19 protein-coding genes and 1 pseudogene are annotated in these 19,361 nt (G+C 72.7%); 10 read left to right on the top strand and 10 right to left on the bottom strand.

Annotated features, from left to right (window positions below; genetic code table 11):
• Positions 1 to 36: 36 nt before the first annotated feature.
• Both AB0A69_RS16755 and AB0A69_RS16750 read right to left on the bottom strand, forming a co-directional pair.
• Positions 37 to 492 carry a DUF6463 family protein gene (locus tag AB0A69_RS16755; protein WP_361421476.1) on the bottom strand — a complete coding sequence of 152 codons (456 nt, stop codon included), beginning with the start codon at positions 490 to 492 and terminating at the stop codon, positions 37 to 39.
• 71 nt (positions 493 to 563) lie between these two features.
• Positions 564 to 1,298 (bottom strand): response regulator transcription factor, encoded by a 735-nt coding sequence (locus AB0A69_RS16750; RefSeq protein ID WP_361421473.1) that lies wholly within the window; start codon positions 1,296 to 1,298, stop codon positions 564 to 566.
• Positions 1,299 to 1,475: 177 nt separating this feature from the next.
• On the opposite strand from AB0A69_RS16750, the gene AB0A69_RS16745 reads away from it, so the two are divergent.
• From AB0A69_RS16745 to AB0A69_RS16735, 3 genes are read left to right on the top strand one after another with little or no spacing between them, the layout of a single operon-like run.
• Complete coding sequence (locus tag AB0A69_RS16745; RefSeq protein WP_361421470.1) at positions 1,476 to 2,438, top strand: ABC transporter ATP-binding protein; 963 nt, start codon at positions 1,476 to 1,478, stop codon at positions 2,436 to 2,438.
• Positions 2,435 to 3,208: an ABC transporter permease gene (locus tag AB0A69_RS16740; RefSeq protein WP_361421467.1), complete on the top strand. Its 774-nt coding sequence runs from the start codon at positions 2,435 to 2,437 to the stop codon at positions 3,206 to 3,208. The genes AB0A69_RS16745 and AB0A69_RS16740 overlap by 4 nt, the downstream gene beginning before the upstream one ends.
• A gap of 52 nt (positions 3,209 to 3,260) precedes the next feature.
• A complete protein-coding gene (locus AB0A69_RS16735; protein WP_361421464.1) occupies positions 3,261 to 4,868 on the top strand; it encodes a histidine kinase in 1,608 nt (535 codons plus the stop codon).
• An 85-nt stretch (positions 4,869 to 4,953) separates the two neighbouring features.
• Here AB0A69_RS16735 and AB0A69_RS16730 read toward each other — a convergent pair whose 3' ends face one another.
• The 5 genes from AB0A69_RS16730 to AB0A69_RS16710 form a co-directional block, all read right to left on the bottom strand.
• Positions 4,954 to 5,274 (bottom strand): hypothetical protein, encoded by a 321-nt coding sequence (locus tag AB0A69_RS16730; protein WP_361421461.1) that lies wholly within the window; start codon positions 5,272 to 5,274, stop codon positions 4,954 to 4,956.
• A gap of 387 nt (positions 5,275 to 5,661) precedes the next feature.
• Positions 5,662 to 6,012: a hypothetical protein gene (locus AB0A69_RS16725; protein ID WP_361421458.1), complete on the bottom strand. Its 351-nt coding sequence runs from the start codon at positions 6,010 to 6,012 to the stop codon at positions 5,662 to 5,664.
• Positions 6,005 to 6,925, bottom strand: a complete 921-nt coding sequence (locus AB0A69_RS16720; protein ID WP_361421455.1) for a hypothetical protein — start codon at positions 6,923 to 6,925, stop codon at positions 6,005 to 6,007. Before AB0A69_RS16720 ends, AB0A69_RS16725 begins: the two co-directional genes overlap by 8 nt.
• Before the next feature lie 8 nt (positions 6,926 to 6,933).
• Positions 6,934 to 7,779, bottom strand: a complete 846-nt coding sequence (locus tag AB0A69_RS16715) for a helix-turn-helix domain-containing protein (RefSeq protein WP_361421452.1) — start codon at positions 7,777 to 7,779, stop codon at positions 6,934 to 6,936.
• 141 nt (positions 7,780 to 7,920) lie between these two features.
• Positions 7,921 to 8,454 carry an ATP-binding protein gene (locus tag AB0A69_RS16710; protein WP_361421449.1) on the bottom strand — a complete coding sequence of 178 codons (534 nt, stop codon included), beginning with the start codon at positions 8,452 to 8,454 and terminating at the stop codon, positions 7,921 to 7,923.
• Positions 8,455 to 8,595: 141 nt separating this feature from the next.
• On the opposite strand from AB0A69_RS16710, the gene AB0A69_RS16705 reads away from it, so the two are divergent.
• From AB0A69_RS16705 to AB0A69_RS16695, 3 genes are read left to right on the top strand one after another with little or no spacing between them, the layout of a single operon-like run.
• Positions 8,596 to 9,465, top strand: a complete 870-nt coding sequence (locus AB0A69_RS16705; protein WP_361421446.1) for a helix-turn-helix transcriptional regulator — start codon at positions 8,596 to 8,598, stop codon at positions 9,463 to 9,465.
• Positions 9,462 to 9,668, top strand: coding sequence for a DUF397 domain-containing protein (locus AB0A69_RS16700; RefSeq protein WP_361421443.1), 207 nt, complete (start codon positions 9,462 to 9,464; stop codon positions 9,666 to 9,668). The genes AB0A69_RS16705 and AB0A69_RS16700 overlap by 4 nt, the downstream gene beginning before the upstream one ends.
• A 53-nt stretch (positions 9,669 to 9,721) precedes the next feature.
• Positions 9,722 to 10,981: a PQQ-binding-like beta-propeller repeat protein gene (locus AB0A69_RS16695; RefSeq protein ID WP_361421440.1), complete on the top strand. Its 1,260-nt coding sequence runs from the start codon at positions 9,722 to 9,724 to the stop codon at positions 10,979 to 10,981.
• A gap of 8 nt (positions 10,982 to 10,989) precedes the next feature.
• On the opposite strand, the gene AB0A69_RS16690 is transcribed toward AB0A69_RS16695, so the two are convergent.
• Positions 10,990 to 11,580: a 2'-5' RNA ligase family protein gene (locus AB0A69_RS16690; protein WP_361421438.1), complete on the bottom strand. Its 591-nt coding sequence runs from the start codon at positions 11,578 to 11,580 to the stop codon at positions 10,990 to 10,992.
• Between the two features lie 262 nt (positions 11,581 to 11,842).
• Here AB0A69_RS16690 and AB0A69_RS16685 point away from each other — a divergent pair.
• Positions 11,843 to 12,307 (top strand): annotated as a pseudogene (locus AB0A69_RS16685) (phospholipase); the annotation flags it as partial.
• Positions 12,308 to 12,398: 91 nt separating this feature from the next.
• On the opposite strand, the gene AB0A69_RS16680 reads toward AB0A69_RS16685, so the two are convergent.
• Positions 12,399 to 13,529 (bottom strand): FAD-dependent monooxygenase, encoded by a 1,131-nt coding sequence (locus AB0A69_RS16680; protein ID WP_361421435.1) that lies wholly within the window; start codon positions 13,527 to 13,529, stop codon positions 12,399 to 12,401.
• Positions 13,530 to 13,733: 204 nt separating this feature from the next.
• Between AB0A69_RS16680 and AB0A69_RS16675 the strand changes: the two genes are divergently transcribed.
• The 3 genes from AB0A69_RS16675 to AB0A69_RS16665 all read left to right on the top strand — a co-directional run bounded on the left by AB0A69_RS16675 (position 13,734) and on the right by AB0A69_RS16665 (position 16,583).
• Positions 13,734 to 14,708, top strand: coding sequence for a GntR family transcriptional regulator (locus tag AB0A69_RS16675; protein WP_361421432.1), 975 nt, complete (start codon positions 13,734 to 13,736; stop codon positions 14,706 to 14,708).
• 70 nt (positions 14,709 to 14,778) lie between these two features.
• Positions 14,779 to 15,900: a hypothetical protein gene (locus AB0A69_RS16670; RefSeq protein WP_361421429.1), complete on the top strand. Its 1,122-nt coding sequence runs from the start codon at positions 14,779 to 14,781 to the stop codon at positions 15,898 to 15,900.
• A 71-nt stretch (positions 15,901 to 15,971) separates the two neighbouring features.
• Complete coding sequence (locus AB0A69_RS16665) at positions 15,972 to 16,583, top strand: hypothetical protein (protein ID WP_361421426.1); 612 nt, start codon at positions 15,972 to 15,974, stop codon at positions 16,581 to 16,583.
• Positions 16,584 to 16,588: 5 nt separating this feature from the next.
• On the opposite strand, the gene AB0A69_RS16660 is transcribed toward AB0A69_RS16665, so the two are convergent.
• Entirely contained in the window at positions 16,589 to 19,360 is a 2,772-nt protein-coding gene (locus tag AB0A69_RS16660; protein ID WP_361421423.1) for a poly(A) polymerase, read from the bottom strand.
• Between the last annotated feature and the right edge of the window lies 1 nt (position 19,361).

The following is a 19,361-nucleotide window of genomic DNA, read 5'->3' as shown; positions in this document are numbered from 1 at the left end:
GTGCGGAGCCGCGCGCCGCGCGGTCGGTTAGACGGATTATCGGGGGGCGGGGTTGCCTGGGGCGGGGCGGGTCCCCTCAGGGCTCTCCCGGCGCTCCGGTGCCGACAGCGCCGCACGGTCCCGCCGCGAACGCAGCACCGCCAGCGCGCCGATGGCGACCAGTGACCAGCCGCCGGAAACCGGCTCCAGCAGGGACACCGGCACCCCGAGCGCCAGCAGGATCCACCCGAGCTCGGGGGGCAGCGTCCCGGTGGTCGTCGCGGACCTGCGGGCCAGGAGGCCGAGACCGATGAAGGCGATGCCGCAGGCCATGAACCAGAGGGCCATCATGCGGCCCTCGTCGTCGTTGCCGACGGTGTTCCACAGCCCCTCGGAGAGGATGCCGCTCCAGTGGGAGCGGGCGGCGACGAAGCCGACGAGCAGGTGCGTCGCGGCGGCGGCGTGGACGAGTCGGGGTATCCAGAGCGTGAGGCCACGGGCAGGGGTCGTCATGAAGTCATGGTCCTTCCGGATGGCGTGTCGGTTCTTCAGTTGTCGCGCGGGGACGGCCGGGGCTGACGGGACTACTGGTGCGGCTGGGACCGCCGGGGTGGCTGGGGCGGCCGGTCCGCGATCTGGCCCGCGACCTGGCCCGCGACCAGGCCCGCCTCGTGCGCCGCGAGGGCGGCCTCCACACGATTCCGGGCGCCGAGCTTCGCCAGTACGGCGCTGACGTGGGCCTTCACCGTGCCCTCGACCAGGTGCAGCGTCGCCGCGATCTCCGCGTTGGAGAGCCCCGCGCCGAGCCCGGCCAGCACGTCGCGCTCCCGGCCCGTCAGATGGTCGAGGGACCGCCGGGGCCGGGCGGACCGGTGCGCGCGCAGACCGGCGACGACCCGGGCGGCGACCCTCGGCGACAGGTAGGCCCCGCCGGAGGCCACGGCCTGCACCCCGTTCAGCAGCTCCCGGGGATCGTCGGCCTTCAGCAGGAACCCGCTGGCGCCTTCCTCCAGGGCCCGTTGGATGAAGTGGTCCTCGCCGAACGTCGTCAGCATCACCACGCCGCTCGTCGGCACGGCCTGATGGATGCGGGCCGCCGCCGCGATGCCGTCGAGGCCGGGCATCTGGATGTCCATGAGGACCACATCGGGCCGGTGACGGCGCGCCAGCGAGACCGCCTCCGCCCCGTCGGCCGCCTCGGCGACCACCTCCGTCCGCGGGTCCCGCGCCAGGATGGCCCGGATACCGGCCCGCACCATCGCCTCGTCGTCCACCACGAGGACGCGGACCGGCCGTTGACCTGGTGTCGTCTCTTCCACACGGCGAGCGTACGGACCCGGCCGGGCCGCGCGGCCCGGACCCCCGCCGAAGTCCGACCAGCGGCGCAGCACCACCCCCGACGAACGGAAGGAAGGACCTGACGATCGGCCCATGTGCCGCTGGACGCAGGCCTCTTAGCGTCGTCGCCGTACCTCGGAGCAGACGGAGGAATCGGCGTGATCACCCTGAGAGGGCTCAGCAAGCGCTACGGCGAGACCGTCGCCGTCAACGACCTGACAGTGGACGTCAGGGAAGGCAAGGTGACCGGCTTCCTCGGCCCCAACGGCGCCGGAAAGTCCACCACGATGAGGATGATCCTCGGCCTCGACCACCCCTCCCGGGGCCGGGCCCTTGTCAACGGCAGGCCCTACACCGCCCTGCGGCACCCGGTCCGCGAGGTCGGCGCGCTGCTGGACGCGAAGGCGCTCCACCCCGCGCGCTCCGCCCGCAGCCACCTCGTCGCACAGGCCCGCAGCAACGGCATCCCGGTACGCCGCGTGGACGAGGTGCTGGAGACCGTCGGCCTCGCCAAGGCGGCGCGCCGCCGCGCCGGGACGTACTCGCTCGGCATGTCCCAGCGGCTCGGCGTCGCCGGGGCGCTGCTCGGTGACCCGTCCACGCTGATCCTGGACGAGCCGGTCAACGGCCTCGACCCCGACGGCGTGCGCTGGATGCGCGACCTCGTCCGGAGCCAGGCCGCGCAGGGCCGCACGGTCTTCCTCTCCAGCCACCTGATGAGCGAGATGCAGCTGACGGCCGACCACCTCGTGGTCATCGGCCGGGGCCGGCTGCTGGCCGACACCTCCATGGCGGACTTCCTCGCGGGCGGCTCCCGCGCGACCGTGCGGGTGCGCGTACCGGATCCGGAGGAGCGGGCCGTCCTCGTACGTGGCCTGGCGGCGACCGACAGGTCGGACGCCACTGCGACCGTGTCCGTGACCGTCGACACGGCGGACCGGGACGAGATCGTCGTCACGGGCCGGACCGCCGGGCAGGTCGGCGACCTCGCCCACCGCTGCGGCGTCCGGCTGCACCAGCTCACCGACGTCCACGTGTCCCTGGAGCAGGCGTACATGGACCTGACGGCGCGCAGCGTCGAGTACGCGACGGGCGCACGGACCGAGGGGGAGACACGATGACGGCGCACGACACTCCCCGCCCCCCGGCCCGGCCGTTTCGCTTGGCGGTCGCCGCGGAGTGGACCAAGCTGTGGTCGGTGCGCGCCCCGTACCTCTGTCTCGCGGCGGCGCTTGTCGCGACCGGCGTGTTCACCTTCTACTACGGCTCGATCGCGCGCATCAACGACCATCCCGTCCAGCCCGTCGGCCATGCGGCGATCTCCTCCACGGTCCTCGTCCAGTTCGCCGTGGTCATCCTGGCCATGCTCACCGTCACCAGCGAGTACACGACCACCAGCATGAGCGCGTCATTGCTGTGGGTACCGGTGCGCCGCCGCGTGCAGCTCGCCAAGGCGCTGGTCACCGCGCTGGTCACCTTCACCGCAGGCACCGTGTGCGCCGCGCTGGGCACGGCTGTCGCGTGGGACCCGTTCTCCGGCCGCGCTTCGTTCGACGCCGCCGAGACGGTGGGCCAGACGCTCTCCGTCGGCGTGTACTACGCCTTCATCGCCGTCATGACCGTGGGCGTCTCCTTCGCGACGCGCCACGCGGCCGGGACCCTGACGGTGCTCTTCACCCTGCTGTGGGCCCTGCCGAGCATGCTCGTCGGACTCGGCGGCCCGGCCCTGTTCGCAATCAACGACTGGTTGCCGCACAGCGCGGGCGGCATCTTCATGCGGGGCGGCGCCGGCGCCCCCTACGGCACCGCCACAGCACTCCTCGTGCTGCTCGCGTGGACGTTCGCCGCCCACCTCGCCGGCCTGTACGTGCTGCGCCGCCGGGATGCGTGACCCCGGTCGCCGCGTCGTACGGGTGTAGTACGGGTGACGTAGCGTCGGCCTGGTGACAGCACGCACTGAGCCCCCGGCACTCCCAGGAGAGCTGAGGCCATGGCCCTGGCTGAGGCCGGTGGTCGCCGACATCGCCCTGTGGGCGGTGTTCGCGACCGCCGGCGCCCTCTGGTTCGGCGACACCCGGACCCCCTCCGCCACCCGGGACCTGCTCATCCCCCTGCTCGCGCTGGCCGTGGCCGTACCGCTGTCCCGCCGCCGCCCCGGGGCGGCCGTCCTCCTGGCCAACGTCCCGTGCGCGCTGGGGCTCGCCGGTGCCGCGAGCCCGGCGAACGTCTACGCGCTGACGCTGGCCTGCATGAGCTTCCTGCTGGGCGCCCGCAGCGCCACGGCCCGCACGCCGCTGCTGGTGCTCGCCGGCTGCCTGACGGTCGACCTGGCCGTCTGCGCCGTCCTGCGGGTCCCCGCGGTGTGGTGGTTCTACGCGATGACCATGCTGCCCGCCGCCCTCCTGCCGCCCTGGCTCGCCGGCCGCTACCGGCGCGGGCGCCGCGAACTGGTCGAGGGCGGCTGGCAGTTGGCCCGCAACCTGGAGGAACGGCAGCACCTCGCCGCGGAGCGGGCCCGCCTGACCGAACGCGCGGCCATCGCCGCCGACATGCACGACTCCCTCGGCCACGTCCTGAGCCTGGTCGCGCTGCGCGCCGGGGCGCTGGAGCTGTCGCCGTCCCTCACCGCGCAGGACCGCGACGACGTCGCCGAACTCCGGCGCGCGATATCCGACGCCGTCGACCGGCTCCGCGAGACCGTCACCGTGCTGCGCGCCGACCCGCACGGGGACGCGGCCGACACGGTGGAGGAGCTGCTCGGGCGTGCGGTCGCCTCCGGCGTCCCGGTGCGGTGGGAGCGCGGCGGACCGCCGCCCCGGTCGCCCCTGGTCGAACGGGCCGTGTACCGGGTGGTGCAGGAGGCCCTCACCAACGCCACCAAGCACGCGCCGGGCAGCGCCGTCCGCGTCACCATCGCGCACACCGGCGACACCACGCGCGTACGCGTCGTCAACACGGAGCCGCCGGACGGCCCGCCGCCGCTCGTCGTGGGCGGAAACCACGGCCTGGCCGGACTGCGTGAGCGGGTGGCGGTCCTGGGCGGCACCTTGCGCGCCGGTCCGTACGCGGGTGGCTTCGAGGTCGCCGCCACCCTTCCGCACCGGGCCTCCGCCCAGGCAGCGCCCCCTGACCCGGACGGCCCGGCCGACCGTACGCCGTCCGCCGACGCCGTACCCGAATCGGTACGCCGCCGCGCCCGCGTCCGCCGCATCGCCCGCTGGCGCTTCGCGGCCGTCTTCGCCTTCCCCGCCGCGGCGGCGGCAGTCTTCCTGCCGAGTGCCGCGTACCTGGCGTACCAGCTCACCGGCAGCGTCCTGCCGCCGTCCCGCTACGAGGGCCTCCGCGTCGGCACCCCCCGCGCGGACCTGACCCCCGTGCTCCCCGCCCGGCCCTTCCGCTACGCCCCCGAAGCGGCGCGCTCCGCGCCCGCCCCGCCCGGCGCCACCTGCGACTTCTACCGCTCGAACGGCAACCTCCTGGAGGAGGTCGACCTCTACCGCCTGTGCTACTCGGGCGGGAGGCTGGTCGCCAAGGACACCGTGGGCCCCTAGGTCCGGGAAGGCGGTCGTCCCCCTCGGGGAGTCGGGAAGGGCGGCAGCGGCCAGCTGCGCTGCGGCTAGCCTGCCCGGTCGAGCCTCAGCTGGACTGTTCAGCGGAGGGGCTGATGGCGCTGTCCGTGCCGTAGAAGCGGCCCTGGTCGCACAGGGCGTCGATCTCGGCGTTGTCCTCCTTGCTCAGTTGCGCATCCAGCGCAACGCTGATGACGCGTCGGGCGCGGGCCAATCGCCGAGCGACATCCCAGTCTGCGATGAATTCGCCGACGGTGTACTCGTCGGCGGTTCCGGCTGCCTGACGGGATCCGAGCCGGTCAAGAGAAACGACGAACTCGTTCAGGTCCTGCAGCACTGCGACGACCTCGCTGAGCGGCATGCGGATCTCTCGGGAGGACATGTCCATCAGCCGATTCAACTCCAGAGTCGACGCTCGGGGCCATCCCGATCTTGCCGGTAGGGGCTGGTCTGGAAAAGGGTGCGGCCACCGGCTGCCGGTCACTAACCGAGCAGGCCCGCGAACCCCTTCGGTCTGCAGCCGATTACGGCCCGGGAATGACCGTCAGCCGAAGCTGATCAAGATCGTCGAAGCCCTCTGCCTGTACTTCGACGGCTGAGGTGTCGAAGTGAAGGGTGAAGCACGGGTCCGCGTCGATGAGCTGTTTCAGGTCGTCACGGGCGCCGTGGTCGAGGGGAAGCGAGAGAGCAGCCTCCCACTCACCCCGTACTGACCATCGCCGGCCACCGTCGCAGCCCTCACCCTCTGGCTCCACACATGGTCGGCGGACGAGGCCTAGGCGTCGGTAAAGATCTCCTCGGCGGAGGTGGCGGTGAGGGCGCGGTCGAACCAGCGGAGCAGGAGATCCGGGTCGAAGCAGTCGGCGATGCGCTCGCGGGTGTCGTCGGTGACGTCGAGGGCGCGCCTTTCCAAGACCGACAGGATGTTTTCGATGCGGCACTCTCTGAGGGCTTGCCAACGAGCTGCTTCCCTGAGTGTCACCCTGAAGAAGGGAAAATGCCGATCCACCAGCTCCATCCACTTGGCAAGGGCCTCCGGGTTGTCGCTGAGACCTTGATTGATCTTTTCGATGAGCACCATGCGGCGGTCGAAGATGAACACCTCTTCCGCGTCGGGGTTACTCATCGGCGAAGAGCTCATCGACCGACGTGGCTGTGAGGGCGCGGTCGAACCACTGGTCCAGGAGCTCCAGGTCCAGGCAGCCGGTGATGCGCTCGCGGGCCGCGCTCGGCACGTCCACGCCGTGGCGGTCAAGGAGGCGCAGGATGGCCTTTGCGAGGCCTGCAGCCTGGCCTTCCTGGCGGCCGATTTCGCGGCCTTCCTCGCGGCCCTCCTCCCGCCCCTCCTCGCGCAGCTCCTCCGAGACGGAAGACTGGAAGAACGACAGTTCGACAGCCATCAGTTTCCTCCACAGGGATGCGATGGGGCGTCCGCCCAGGCCTTGTGCGATGAATTCCGCGAGGACGTACGCCAGCTGTTCAGGTGTTTCGCGCAGGGCGCCGGAGACCGCCTTCAGTATGGCATCGGCGTCCCGATTGTCAGCGTGTGTGATCGCGGCGAGCGTCGCCAGTGCCGGGTCCTTGCGGGCCTCCTCCGTTCTGGTGATCAGCGGCATGTTGTGCGGGCCGATCACGAAGGGCCGCATCGTCAGTGATGCCCACTTCGGGTTCCCGATGTGCACGGGCCGCGTCGCCCACTCGGCCGTGGAACGGTCCTGGCACACGACCAGCAGGAAGACCGGGAGCCGGTACTTGCTGTGCAGGTACGTGAGGTAGTACATCCAGCTGGCGGATTTGGCGGGGTCCTTCTTGCCCTGGGCTTCCACCGCCAGCAGGAAGGTGCCGTCCTCCTCGGTGTCGAAGCGCAGCAGGGTGTCCACCCGGCGTTCGAGGGGGCGGGTCTCGGTGAGGTCCGTGGGCAGGATGTCCACGGCGGTGGGCGGGGCGAAGTCGACGCCCAGCACCTCCGACACCCGGGAGAAGAGGTCCGGGCACTCCTGGAAGATGCGGTGCATCGCCTCGTGGGACGAGCTGACCATGCGGGTCCTTAGGTCGGTGAGGTCGCCGGGAGGCAGTCGCGGCACACGCCCGGTTCCGGGGCGCGGAAGGCCCGTTCGCAGCGGTCGCAGCACTGGAGCGGGTGCGGCCGACGCGCTGCCCGGAACGTGGGCGGTGGCGGCAGCTGGGCCGTCAGGCGGTGGGCGAGCAGAGCGGCCGGGCGGTTCAGCGGCCCGCTCGGCAGGCACGCGGTCAGCGCGGCGCGTACGAGCTCGGGCTCCACCTCGCGCTCCAGCCACGCGACGACCCCTGGAGCCAGCACCTCCGCGTCCCGCTCCGACAGCAGCAGGCGCGGGTCCGCGTGGCGCAGCCCGGCCAGCAGGTCGACGGCCTGCCACAGCAGTTCGGCATTCGAGTAGCCCGGCTGCGGTACGGAGAGGGGCTTGGGCTCGCGCCGGGGTCGGGGCGTCGGCTCCGGTGGCGCGGCCGTCGGCTCCGGTGCGGACTCCTTCCGCGCGGCGGCGGGCTTGTTGCAGGAGATCGTCCGGGTGAAGCACCGGCCGTCCGGGGTGCGCCCGCGCTCCCGCCGCAGGTACCCGTGTTCCTCCAGCTCCCGCAGCGCCGCCGCGACCCGTTCCCTGCCCTCCGGGAAGCGTCCCGCCAGGGTCCTGATGTCCACCCGAGCGCCTGGGGGCAGGGACTGGATGTGCACCGAGAGCCCGATCGCCGTCAGTGACAACTTCGCGTGCTGGGCGAGGTGATTGCCGATGATCGTGAACCGGGTGCGGTGCCGGTTGTTCTCGTGGACGACGCCGCCGCCTCGTGAGTGGTGCGTACGGGTACGGACGTTCCCGCGCTGGGCGCGTGAGCGCGCGCTAAGGTGCTTCGTATCCATCAGGAAGGTCCTAACTTCCTCGGTGGCCAGGCCCTCGTCCGGGATTGCCCGTCCCGGCGGGGGCCGTCGCATGTCTGCGGTTCTGTGTCGCCGTGAGCGTAAGACACACAACCGCCCGTTATGCCACTCCACTTGGCATATTCACTCGGGTGAGTGAGGCCGCCCCGCGGGAGGGAGGGGTGGGGTTTGGTTGGGGTTCTTTCTCTCCGGTTCTTTGGTTTTGGGAAGACCGCCCGAGCCACCGGAGTCCGGGTTTCCGGGCGCCGGTACGAGCCCGATCTCCGCCCACACCGTCTTGCGCGGAACTGGCCCTTCCGTTACGCCCCACCGGTCCGCGAACGCCTCGACGAGCACCAGCCCGTGCCCCGTCTCGCTGCGGCGCGGGAGCCGGTCCCCGCGCGTGTCCGTCACCTCGACGCGGAGCCTCTTGTCGCCGTCGGTCGTGCGCAGTTCGAGGACGAAGTCCCGGCCCGGCACCTTGCCGTGGGTGACGGCGTTCGCGGCCAACTCGGCCACGAGCTGCGCGGCCGTTTCGGCCACTCCGTACGGCAGGTCCCACGCGTGCAGCCGCTCGGTGGCGAGCAGACGGGCGAGGCGGGCGCCGCGCGGGGTGGGGGACAGGCGCACGCTGAAGTGGCAGGGGGATGAGGGTAGTTCGGTGATTTTGTGGTTCACGACACAAAGCCTGACGGCGGCGAGCGCGGGCGCGCTAGTCACGTTATGCATGCGTACGGTGACTGTCCGGAGCTTGTCCGGCGCTGTCCGGCCTGTCCGCCGGGGCGTACGGGCAGGGAGGTACGTCGGAGGTGGGCGCGCATGAGCCTGGAAGAGAACGGCAGCAAGAGCGAGGCGGACGAGCCGGGTTGGGAGGTGGACCCGGACGACGAGTCCGGCGCGGCGGTCGTCGCGACGGTGGGGCGGCAGCTGCGGCTGTGGCGGGAGTCCGCGGGTATGAAGGCCGCCGAGTTCGGACTCGCCATCGGGTATGGCGAGGACCTCGTCTACAAGGTGGAGGCGGGGAAGCGGATCCCCCGGCCCGAGTACCTCGACAAGGCGGACGAGGTGCTGCAGGCGGGCGGGCGGATCTCCGCAATGAAGAAGGACGTTGCGGAGGCCCGCTACCCGAAGAAGGTGCGGGACCTGGCGAGGTTGGAGGCACGGGCGGTCGAATTGCTGTCGTACGGCAACCACAACTTGTACGGCGTCTTGCAGACAGAGGAGTACGCGCGTGCGCTGCTCAAGACGCGTCGGCCCGCCTACTCGGACGATGAGCTGGAACGAATGGTGGCCGCGCGCGTGGTGCGCCAGTCCGTCTTCGAGCGGACGCCCGCCCCGGAGCTCAGCTTTGTCCAAGAAGAGGTGACTCTCCGTCGCCCTGTGGGAGGCAGAATGGTGCTCCGTCGGCAGCTCGAACGCCTGCTGGAAATTGCGCAGATGGGAAACGTGGAGATTCAGGTAATGCCGACCGCCAGGGGCGACCATCCAGGTACGGGCGGCCGCATCGAGATCTTGAAGTTCGAGGACGGTTCAGCTGTTGGTCGCTCGGACGGCGGGTTCGCTGGTCGGCCGGTCTCCGACCCTCGGCAGCTCCGAGTCCTTGAACTGCGGTATGGCATCATCCGGGCTCGGGCTCTCACGCCAGGGGAGTCGGTGGCCTTCATCGAGCAAGTGCTGGGAGAGACATGATCCGCGAGACCTCCGCCGATGCTTCCGGGCTGACGTGGTTCAAGAGCAGCTACAGCAGCAGCAGCGAGGGTGAGGACTGCGTCGAGGTGGCTGCAACTCCCGGCGCGGTCCACGTCCGCGACTCCAAGAACCCCGGCGGTCCCCGCCTCGCCATCGCGCCCACCGCCTGGGCCGGCTTCATCGCGGACACGTCAGCGCGCTGATCATGGATCCCCTACCCTCAGGGCGTTCGACGTCACAAGGGGTGGGGATCCGTATGGCAACTGGCACGTCGTCACCAGCGAGCTGGTGGCGGAGACCGCTCGCGTATCTGGTCGCCGGCATTGTCGTGCTCGGCTTCACCGGCGGTATCGCGTACGTCTTGCTGAGCAGCACCGGCTACGTGCCGTTCGTTTCGATCAAGCAGGTCTGGGAGACCCCGGTCGACCGCAAGGCGGCCAAGCACGGCAACGGCGCCTGGCTCGTCGGTGACACCGTCGTCCGTAGCCGCTACGACGCCGTCACCGGCTTCGACGCGGGGTCCGGGAAGAAGCGCTGGGAGTACCTTCCGCCCCGGCGCACCGAGATCTGCGCGGCCAGTACCGTCGCCGACGACTCCGTCGCGCTGATCGCGTACAGCCAGAAGGGCAAGGGCTGCGACACCGTCGCCGCGCTCGACCTCACGGAAGGCCGTGAACTGTGGCGCACCGCCGTCGTACCGGTGAAGGGCGAAGAGGCCGCCTCAGTCCGCGACGTCGCCACCGGTGGCGGACTCGCCGTGGTACAGCAGGGCGCCGTGGCCGTGCGGGTCTTCGACCTGCGGACCGGTACTCCGCGCTGGCAGGCGGCCCTGCCGAAGGGCTGCACCCCGTACACGACCGCCGCCGCCACGAAGCAGGTCCTCGCCGTCCTCACCTGCGGCGACGAACTGAAGCTCGCCGCGTTCGACCCGGCCGACGGCAAGGAGCGGTGGACCGTGCCGCTCGACGACCGGCGGGGCGTGAGCGCGGAGACGGAGGTGACCTTCGAGTCCGTCGAACCGATCGTGCTGGGCGTGAGTGACGGCACCAGCGTCTTCAGCCCCACCACCCTCACCGCGCTCGCCTTCGGACCGGACGGCCGGCCGCAGGCGCACATCGAGGGCAGCGGCGAGTACGGCAGGATCTCCGACATGGCGATCGCCAACGGGCGGCTCTTCGCGGTAGCCACGTACAAGGGCAGCCGGAGCGAGTTGGAGCAGATCGTCGCCTTCGACCTCGCGAGCGGGGACGAGCTGTGGCGGGAGGGCGGCGGTGGCGGCGGGTCCGACCCCGGGGCGCTGCGCGCGGAGGGCGACCGGGTGTTGTTCCTGGTCGATTCGCACAGGTACGGGGACCGGATGCTGGTCTACGACGCCGCCACGGGGGAGGAAGAGGAGGACCGCAAGTTCCGCGAGGAGCCGGTCGCGAGCCAGGACCTGCTCACGTACAAGGACCTCCTCATCGTCGTCCGGTGGGGCGAGGGCGTGCGGCCCTTCACGGCGTACGAGCGCTGGTGACGCACCCGCTACCCGCCCGTTGACCACCGCAGCGTTCCCTCTCCCAGCGCCACCGTCGCCCGGGGCCGCATCGGGCCGTCGGCGCGGCGGGAGAGGAGCGTCAGCTCGGTGACCCGGGCCGTCAAGGTGCCGAGCAGGGCGGCGCAGTGGGCCGCCAGCTCGTGCGGGGTGCGGCTGCGGCCGAGGGAGAGGTGCGGGGTGAAGCGCTCGTGGCGGCCCGTGCACAGGGGGAAGCGGAGCTCCAGCGCGTCGTACAGGCGCGTCCACGGCTCGGCGCCTCCGGCCGCAGGGTCCAGCCAGACCGTGGCGTCGTGGCGGTGACGGAACCAGCGCACGCCCTCCAGCCGGACCGGGAAGGGCGCCACCTCGGCGGCGGCCGCCGCGAGCAGCGGGCCCGCCCGCTCGAAGTCGGTCTCCGGTACGAAGCCGAAGAGGACGTTGACGTGCGGCGGCCAGCGGTGGAACTGGCGGTCGTGCTCGCGGCGGATGTGCTGGATCGGCGGCCACAGCTCGGGGGGCGGCAGCCAGGCCACCGCCGTACGGGGCGTCGGGGGCACGGCCAACACGCGCCCGGCGTCGCTCGCACCTCGCATACTCATGGACGTACCACCCAATGATCATGAAGGAAGCCCGGCGACGGTCCTCGCGCCCCACGGCGAGGTGGTCGTGCACGCTCGGGGCCCTTTCCCCGTACCCCGGAGATGCTGCACTTCGACATCGAGCTGGCGCCGCACGGGACCACCTCCGCGTGCCTGAGCGCCCAGGTTCACCCTTCGGCGCGCGCGTCGCTGACGGGGCGCGGCCCCGCGCGAGCGGAGGCTATGGGCGCCCATGATCGCTCGCGCCCTCCGGAGACCCCGTATGCGCCGTCGCCGTCTCGCCCTGCCGTTCGCGTCCACCCTGCTCGCCCTGGCCTCCCCGGCCTACGCCCTCGCCGCACCGGCGGCCGTGTCCGCCGTGCCCGCCGACAAGCCGCAGCTGCTCAGCGCCTGGACCCAGCCGAGCGCCACCAGCTACGACACCTGGTGGGCGGCGCGCCAGAACCAGGCCGCGTGGAGCGCGTACGCCTTCGACTGGTCCACGGACTACTGCTCCGGCGCGCCCGACAACCCCCTCGGCTTCCCCTTCCAGTTCTCCTGCGCGCGGCATGACTTCGGGTACCGCAACTACAAGGCGGCGGGGCAGCTCGAGGCGAACAAGACGCGGCTGGACACGGCGTTCCACGAGGACATGAAGCGCGTGTGCGCGCGGTACGCCAGCGGCGCCGTCCGCGTCTCGTGCCACACGCTGGCGTGGACGTACTACCAGGGCGTGTCGACGTTGGGTACGCCGGCCACGACGCCCGCGCCCACGACGCCCGGGACGTCGACGCCCACGACGCCCACACCCGCGCCCGCGCCCGCCGAGTCCGGCGTCGTCAGCGGACGGCAGCAGCTCCCGGCAGTGTGATCGCGTTCTTGGCCCGGACCATCGACTCCTCCGAGGCCGGGCCGCCCGGGTTCTCGGTCGCGAGGGCCTGGTTCAACTCGACGAAGGGCCGCATCACCGACTCGTAGCGGGCGAAGGCGGCACGGTGGTCGGCGCCCGGCGCCTGGGCCAACGCGTCCGCGAGGACGTACGCGCCGACCAGCGCGAGGCTCGTGCCCTGCCCGGAGAAGGGCGAGGCACAGTAACCGGCGTCGCCGAGGAGGACCATGCGGCCGTGCGACCAGCGGTCCATCCGGATCTGGGCCATGGCGTCGCAGTAGAAGTCCGGTGCCGCCAGCGCCGCCTCCGCCAGCCGGTGAGGTTCCCAGTGCAGGGCGGAGAGGCGGTCGACCACGACGCGCCGCAGCCACTCGGTGTCCCGGTGGTCGCCGTCCAGAGGCGACGCGGACTCGAAACCGAAGGCGATCCGCAGCTCCCTGCTGTCGCGCACCGGCATGATGCCGAAGCCCGCATCGCCGTCCCGCAGCCAGACCTGCCAGTTGTCCAGGTCCAGGAAGTTGTCGGCGCTGAAGACCGAGAGGTAGCTGCCGAGGTAGTGGGTGTAGTCCTCGGCGGGGCCGAAGGCGAGGCGCCGCACCACCGAGTGCTGGCCGTCGGCCCCGACGACGATGTCGACGTCCCGCGCCGAGCCGTGCGCGAAGCCGACCCGCACGCCGGCCTCGTGCTCCTCCAGCGACACGATGCTGTCGCCGAAGACGTACTCCACTTCCCCGTGCGTCTGCGCGTGGAGCAGTCGTACGAGGTCCTCGCGGAGGATCTCGATGTCGGCGCTGTCGAGCCGCCCACTGCTGAGGGCGTACTCCGTCGTGCGCTCGACCTCCGTGCCGTCGGCGTCGAGCATCGACATGCCGCGTATCCGGGTGCGCATGCTGCGCGCCTCCGCCAGCAGGCCCACCCGGTCCATGACCTCCAGCGCGACGCCCCGGATGTCGACGGCCTGGCCGCCCGCGCGCACGTCCGGCGCCCGCTCGACGACCACCGGAGCGAAGCCGCGGCGGCGCAGCAGCAGCGCGAGTGCGGCTCCTGCGATGCCGCCGCCGGAGATGAGGACGGTCTCCATGTGTTTCCCCTTCGTACGGTGTACGCCTCTGAATGTACGGTGTACGCGCGCGCCTGCCAAAAGGCGATTTTCCGCCTCTGTACTAGGTCAAATGGGCGTCGATGTGGTGTCGTCGCTGGTAGCGTCTGCGCTAGTACAGACGTACGGGCAGCCGAAAAAAGTCGAAGAATCGAAGAAGTCGAGAGAGCCGAGGGGGATCCGCGCATGACCGAGTTCACCGACCCGCCGCCCTACCAGCGCATCGCGGCCGACATCCGCCACCGGATCGCCACCGGCGAGCTCGCGCCCGGCGACCGGGTGCCGTCGACCCGCCGTATCGCCCAGGAGTGGGGCGTCGCCCTCGCCACCGCCACGAAGGCGCTCACCACCCTGCGGCTGGAGGGACACGTGGAGGCGCGGCCCCGGGTCGGCACGGTCGTCGCCGCCGTGCGGGGCGCGGCGGACGTACCAGTACGGTCTAAGCCGCCCGGGTCCGTGCCCGCACCCGGGCCCGCGCCCGCCGCCGCACCCGAGCGCGAGCTCACGCGGGAGCGCATCGTGCGTACCGCCATCGAGATCGCCGACGCCGAGGGCCTCGCCACGCTCTCCATGCGCTCGATCGCCGCCCGCCTCGGCGTGGCGGCGATGTCCCCGTATCGTCACGTCGGCGGAAAGGACGAGCTCGTCGCGCTGATGGCCGACACCGTCTACGGCGAGGCGCCGGCCTACCCCGTCCCACCGCCCGAGGGCTGGCGCGCCCGCCTGGAGCTGGTCGCGCACACCCTGTGGCAGGTGTGCCGCCGCCACCCCTGGGTCGCTCACATCGGTCCGCTCGGCCGGCCCCTCCTCCTGCCGAACCTGATGGCGCACGGCGACTGGCTGCTCGGCGCCCTCGAAGGGCACGGCCTCGACGCCCAGACGATGTTCGACATCCACCTGCTGGTCTACAGCCACGTACAGGGCCTCGCGGTCAACCTGGAGCGCGAGGTCCAGGCGCGGGCCGCGACCGGCCTGACCGACGAGGAGTGGATGGACCGGCAGGGCGCGGTCCACGAGCTCGTCTCCTCGGGCCGCTTCCCCGCCCTGTCCCGCACCCTCACCGGCTTCCCGAACGGCGGCTACGACCTCGACCTCGACGCGCTCTTCTCCTTCGGGCTGCGCGCGCTGCTCGACGGCATCACCGGGCTGGTGGAGGGGTGAGGCCGCCCCCGGCGTAGGACGCGGCCCGTGGTGCAATGTCCGCGTCAGGTGCACAACGTGGGGTGGGGCGATGGGCAAGCGCGGCGACGAGTCGTCATCGGTGTCGGACGAGGAGTGGGCGGAGTTCGTCCGCAAGGCCCAGGAGGACGGCGGGCGCGGCGCGCCGAAGGAGCCGTCCGCCGCCGCCAGGGCCGCGCGGAAACCGCGCGCGGCGGAGCCCGAAGGGTGGCGGACCGGCCCCGCGTGGCAGGAGATGAACGGCGGCCGCACGCGAAAGCGGCGCTGGGCGGCGTCGGTCGGCGTACTGCTGGCGCTGGGCCTCGCCGTCGTCGCCGTACGGCCGGAGCTGGTCACCGACCGGCTGCCGGGTGGCTGGGGCACCGACGGCCAGGCGGCGCCGCCGGCCGCCGAGACGGCACGGCCCACCGGGGCGCCGCCGGAGGAGCTCTTCCCGGACGAGCCGACGCTCAAGGAGCCGTTCCGGGGCTCGCCCGCCGCCGCCTGGGAGGACGGCGCCGCCGGGATCCACGTACCGGAGGCCAAGGCCGTCGGCGGCATGACCAAAGAGCAGGTCGCCCACGCCCTGACCAGCACCAAGCAGCTCCTGGTCGCCGCCAACCTCGACCCCGCCACGCTCCGGGGCGAGCGGCCGACGGCGGCGCTGGAGCTGCTGGACCCGCTCCAGGCCGATGGACGCCGGTTGATCGAGAAGGCGCTCACCGCGCCCAGCGCCGAGCAGAACCCGCTGTGGGCCTTCAGCCGCTTCGACCCGTCCGAGGTGCGGCCGGCGGGTGCGGTCGTCAAGACGCGCGGACGCATGACGTACGAGAAGGGCGACCGCGACGGCGAGGTGCTGGTGCACGCCGACTACACCTTCGTCTACCCCGTGGTGCGCGCGAGGCCGGGCGCCACGGAGGTCGCGCGGACGGTCGTACGCCGCGAGATGACGTTCGCCCTCTACGACCCCGCCAAGATCCGTACGACGCCCGGGAAGCTGTACGTCCTGCGCTGGCTGGAGTCCGCCGGCAACGACGACTGCACCCGCGACGGCGACGGCTTCCTCCACCCGCAGTTCGCCTCCGAACTCCCGCCCACACCCACCGAGGCGCCCGGCCCGTCGGTCGACCCCTACGACCGCAGCAAGCCGCTCGCCGACCGGTCGGAGGAGTGCGGGACGGTCACGCGAACGTGAGCACGTGGCGCGTGCGTTCGTGAGTACGCCTACTCACGCGCGCCCGCACCGCAGTTCGTAGCGTCGGGGGCATGAAGAAGAAGCGCGTGGGCCTGGGGGTTCTGGCGGCCGTGGGGGCCCTGGCCCTCCTGGCCGTCGGCGTGGACGCCGGGGCGAAGAAGGTGTCGGAGCTCTGGAACGGGCGCCCGTACCCGGCGGCCGATCCGGCGGCCGTGTCGCAGAAGCTGCAGGAGCGGTCCCAGTGGACGTACGACGGCTTCGGCCTGCCTCCGGCCACGGCCGGCGCGGTCCAGGCGGGCGGCATGAGCACCGGCGCCTGCTACTACCGCGGGCTGCGGGGGTTCGGGCACATCGATGAGGCGCGCATGGACGTCGTCGACTTCGGGCTCCGGTGGGAAGTGCCCGGCGTCCCGGAGGACACGGCCCGTCAGGCACAGCAGCGGCTGCGGAAGCGGCTGGAGGGGGCGGGCTGGAAGCTCACCCATGACGGGAACCGCACGCTCGAGGAACTGGTCGAGCTCGGCTACCGCTACCAGCAGCCGGGCGGCGAGGACCATATCGACGTGCGGTGGAACAACCGGACGACGACCCTGGTCGTCACCGTCTACGCTCCCTGCGGCCAGGTCCGGCCCGGTTCCCTGGACACCGAGGCGGCGAAGGCCTCCTGGGCCCCCGTCGCCTGACGCGGTCAGCGCAGGGTCGGTACGTCGCCGCCTTCCGCGCGTCTCAACGCCACACCGGCGAGGCCCCGCAGCCGGTGCTCGGCGATGCGGGCCAGCGCCTGCTCGTCCGGCGGGGTGGCGCCGAGGCCGATCGCGTAGCGGCCGGGGGCGAACGGGCGCGGCCACGCGTGGGCGTCCGGGGCGCCCGCGGCCTCCAGGTCGGACAGCAGGGCGCGCATCCGGCCCCGCACCCGGCCGAGTTCGGCGTCCGGGACGGTGAGGACCGCCCACCCGGCGTGGCGGCGGTGGAGCGGCGGCGGCGCCAGCAGCTCGGACCACGACCAGGCGGTGGGGGACGCCTCCAGGATCTCCCAGGCGCGGAACAGCTCCTGCGTCAGCAGATCGCGGCCGCCCGGGCTCACCTGCTCCGTGCAGGGGCGTACGGGCGCGGTCGGGGTCAGGATCGTGACCGGCGGCCGCGGGACCGGCACCGGCCCGTCCCCCACCGGCTCGCGCCAGTCCCAGGCCGCCCACCGGGCGAAGAACTGCCGGAGCAGATCCTCCGGTGACAGGCCGTCGGCCTCCCGTACCGTACGGGCCGCCAGGACGCACCACGCCAGGCCCGGCAGGCCGCCGAAGGGCGCCGAGTCCAGGCCGCGTGCCCGCGCCCACGCCTTCACCTCGCGGGCGAGGCGTACGAAGCCCTCCCGCCGCGCGCCCGGCTCCGGGAGCAGTGCGTCGGCGTCGCTCACCGCGCTCAGCGCGACCGCCGCCGCCTCGGACGCCGCCTCGGACGGCTGCACCGGAGCCGTGTCCACGAGCACCAGGTCGACACCCAGGTCCCCGACCCGCAGCCGCAGGCCCGGCACGCGGGCGCCGACCACCTCCCGTACGCCGTCGGCCTCGGGGAACGCCGCCGCCAGCCGGTCCCGGGTGTCCCGTACGCCGGTGAGGCCCGGCGCGGCCGCCACCAGGTCCAGGTCGGCGCCCTCCAGGGCGCAGCCCATGCGCCGCGAGCCGACGACGTACACCGCCGCCTGCGGCAGCGCGTCCGACACACGGGCCGCCACCTCGCGGGCGTGCTCGGCGCGGCGCGGGTCCTCCGGCCGTGGGGCCTCCGGACCCGGGTCCTCGGCCCAGCGCACCTCGCCCGTGCCCAGCACGACCGTCGCCCGCACCCGCATCGGCTCGTCACCCCGCCGGGACAGCAGCACCAGCTCACCGACGCGCGCGGCCAGCGGGCCGGGCAGGCGGCGCGCGCACTCGGCGGCGACGGCTTGCGGGTCGCGGGTACTGCCCAGGCTCAGGTGCGGTGTGAACCCGGACCGATGGGCCCGGCAGCGCGGGAAGCGCCGCTCCAGTTCGCTGCGCAGCCGCGCCCACGGCTCCTCGCCCGCCGCGGCCGGGTCCAGCCACACGGTGGCGTCCTCCCGGTGCCCGAAGGTGTGCACGCCCTCGAGCCGGGCCTCGAACGGCTGGACGGCGGCCGCGGCCTCGGCGATCAGCGGCGCCGCGCGCTCGAAGTCGTACTCCGGTACGAACCCGAAGAGGAGGTTGACGTGCGGCGGCCAGCGGTCGATCTGCGGGTCGTGGTCCTCGCGCACGGCCTGGAGCGGCGGCCACAGCTCCCGTGGCGGAAGCCAGGCCACCGCCGTACGGGCCGTCGGCCGCGTGTCGAGGACGCCCGAGGCGGCGGGTCCGTCGAAGCCGAGGTCGGCCTGGACGGCGTAGTGGTCGGAGACGTACAGCCCGTCCGCCGTGGGGGTGTCCCCGCGCAGCACGGCCGCGTCCACCCGCAGTTCGTCGGCGCGCAGCAGCACCCGGTCCAGCCGGGAGGCGCGGCCGGTGAGCGACGAGACGGCCGCCAGGGGGTTGACCCGCGGGTCGAACGTCGGTGTGCCGTCCGCCGGGCCGTGCGCCTCGCTCCAGGCGTCGCGCATGCCCAGCGTGCGCGCGGGGGTCTCGCCGCCGTCGTTGAAGTCGCCCAGCAGGATCACGGGGGCCTCGGTGGACGCGAGCCCCTCGGCGATCCGGGCCAGCTCGGTGTCGCGCCGCGCGGCACCGTCGGGGGAGTGGTCGCTGCTGAGGTGCGTCGCGGCCACGACCAGCGGACCCGTCGCCGTCTCCACGACGACGGCCGCGACCGCCTTGTGCGGCCCCAGCGCGTGCAGACCGGCCTCCCGCACGGGCAGCCGGCTGAGCAGCAGCAGCCCGCAGTCGGCGACGTCCGGCCCCGCCGGGTCGGTGCCCAGCGTGTACGCGTCCCTCACCCACGGCGCGTCCAGCAGCAGGCGCAGCAGCCCGGCCTCGACCTCCTGGAGCGCGATGACGTCGGCGTCCGCCTCCTCCAGGGCGGCCAGCAGCAGCGGGCGGCGCCGGGCGCTGTCGATACGGTCGCTGTCGTACCGGTCCCACAGGGTGTTCCAGGTCAGCAAGCGCAGCCCGGCCGCGGCGGGTGCGCCGCGCGGCGTCGACGCCGGTGCCCAGCCGCCGTCGTACACGTACGGCGTCCGCGCCGTGAAGAACGGCGCCCGCAGCAGCCGCGGGTCGCGCACCCGCCCGGCGTCGGTCGCGTCGATGCGGTCCACGCCCGTGGAGCGGTCCCAGACGATCTCGCCGTCGGCCTCGAAGAACAGCACCCGGTGCCACGGGATGTCCCCGCCGGGGACGAACGCGGACAGCGGCATCCGCTTCGGGCCCACGCCGGGGTCGCGCCGCCGCACACCCACCACGAACCGGGCCGGGTCGAACCGCGGGTCCCACAGCACCCGGTGGTAGATCTCCTCGCTCGTACGCATG

The organism is Streptomyces sp. NPDC045431 (genome assembly GCF_040646655.1).
Classification (GTDB): domain Bacteria; phylum Actinomycetota; class Actinomycetes; order Streptomycetales; family Streptomycetaceae; genus Streptomyces.
The sequence above is the reverse complement of the archived record's forward strand: the minus strand, read 5'-3'. Positions and strand labels throughout refer to the sequence as shown.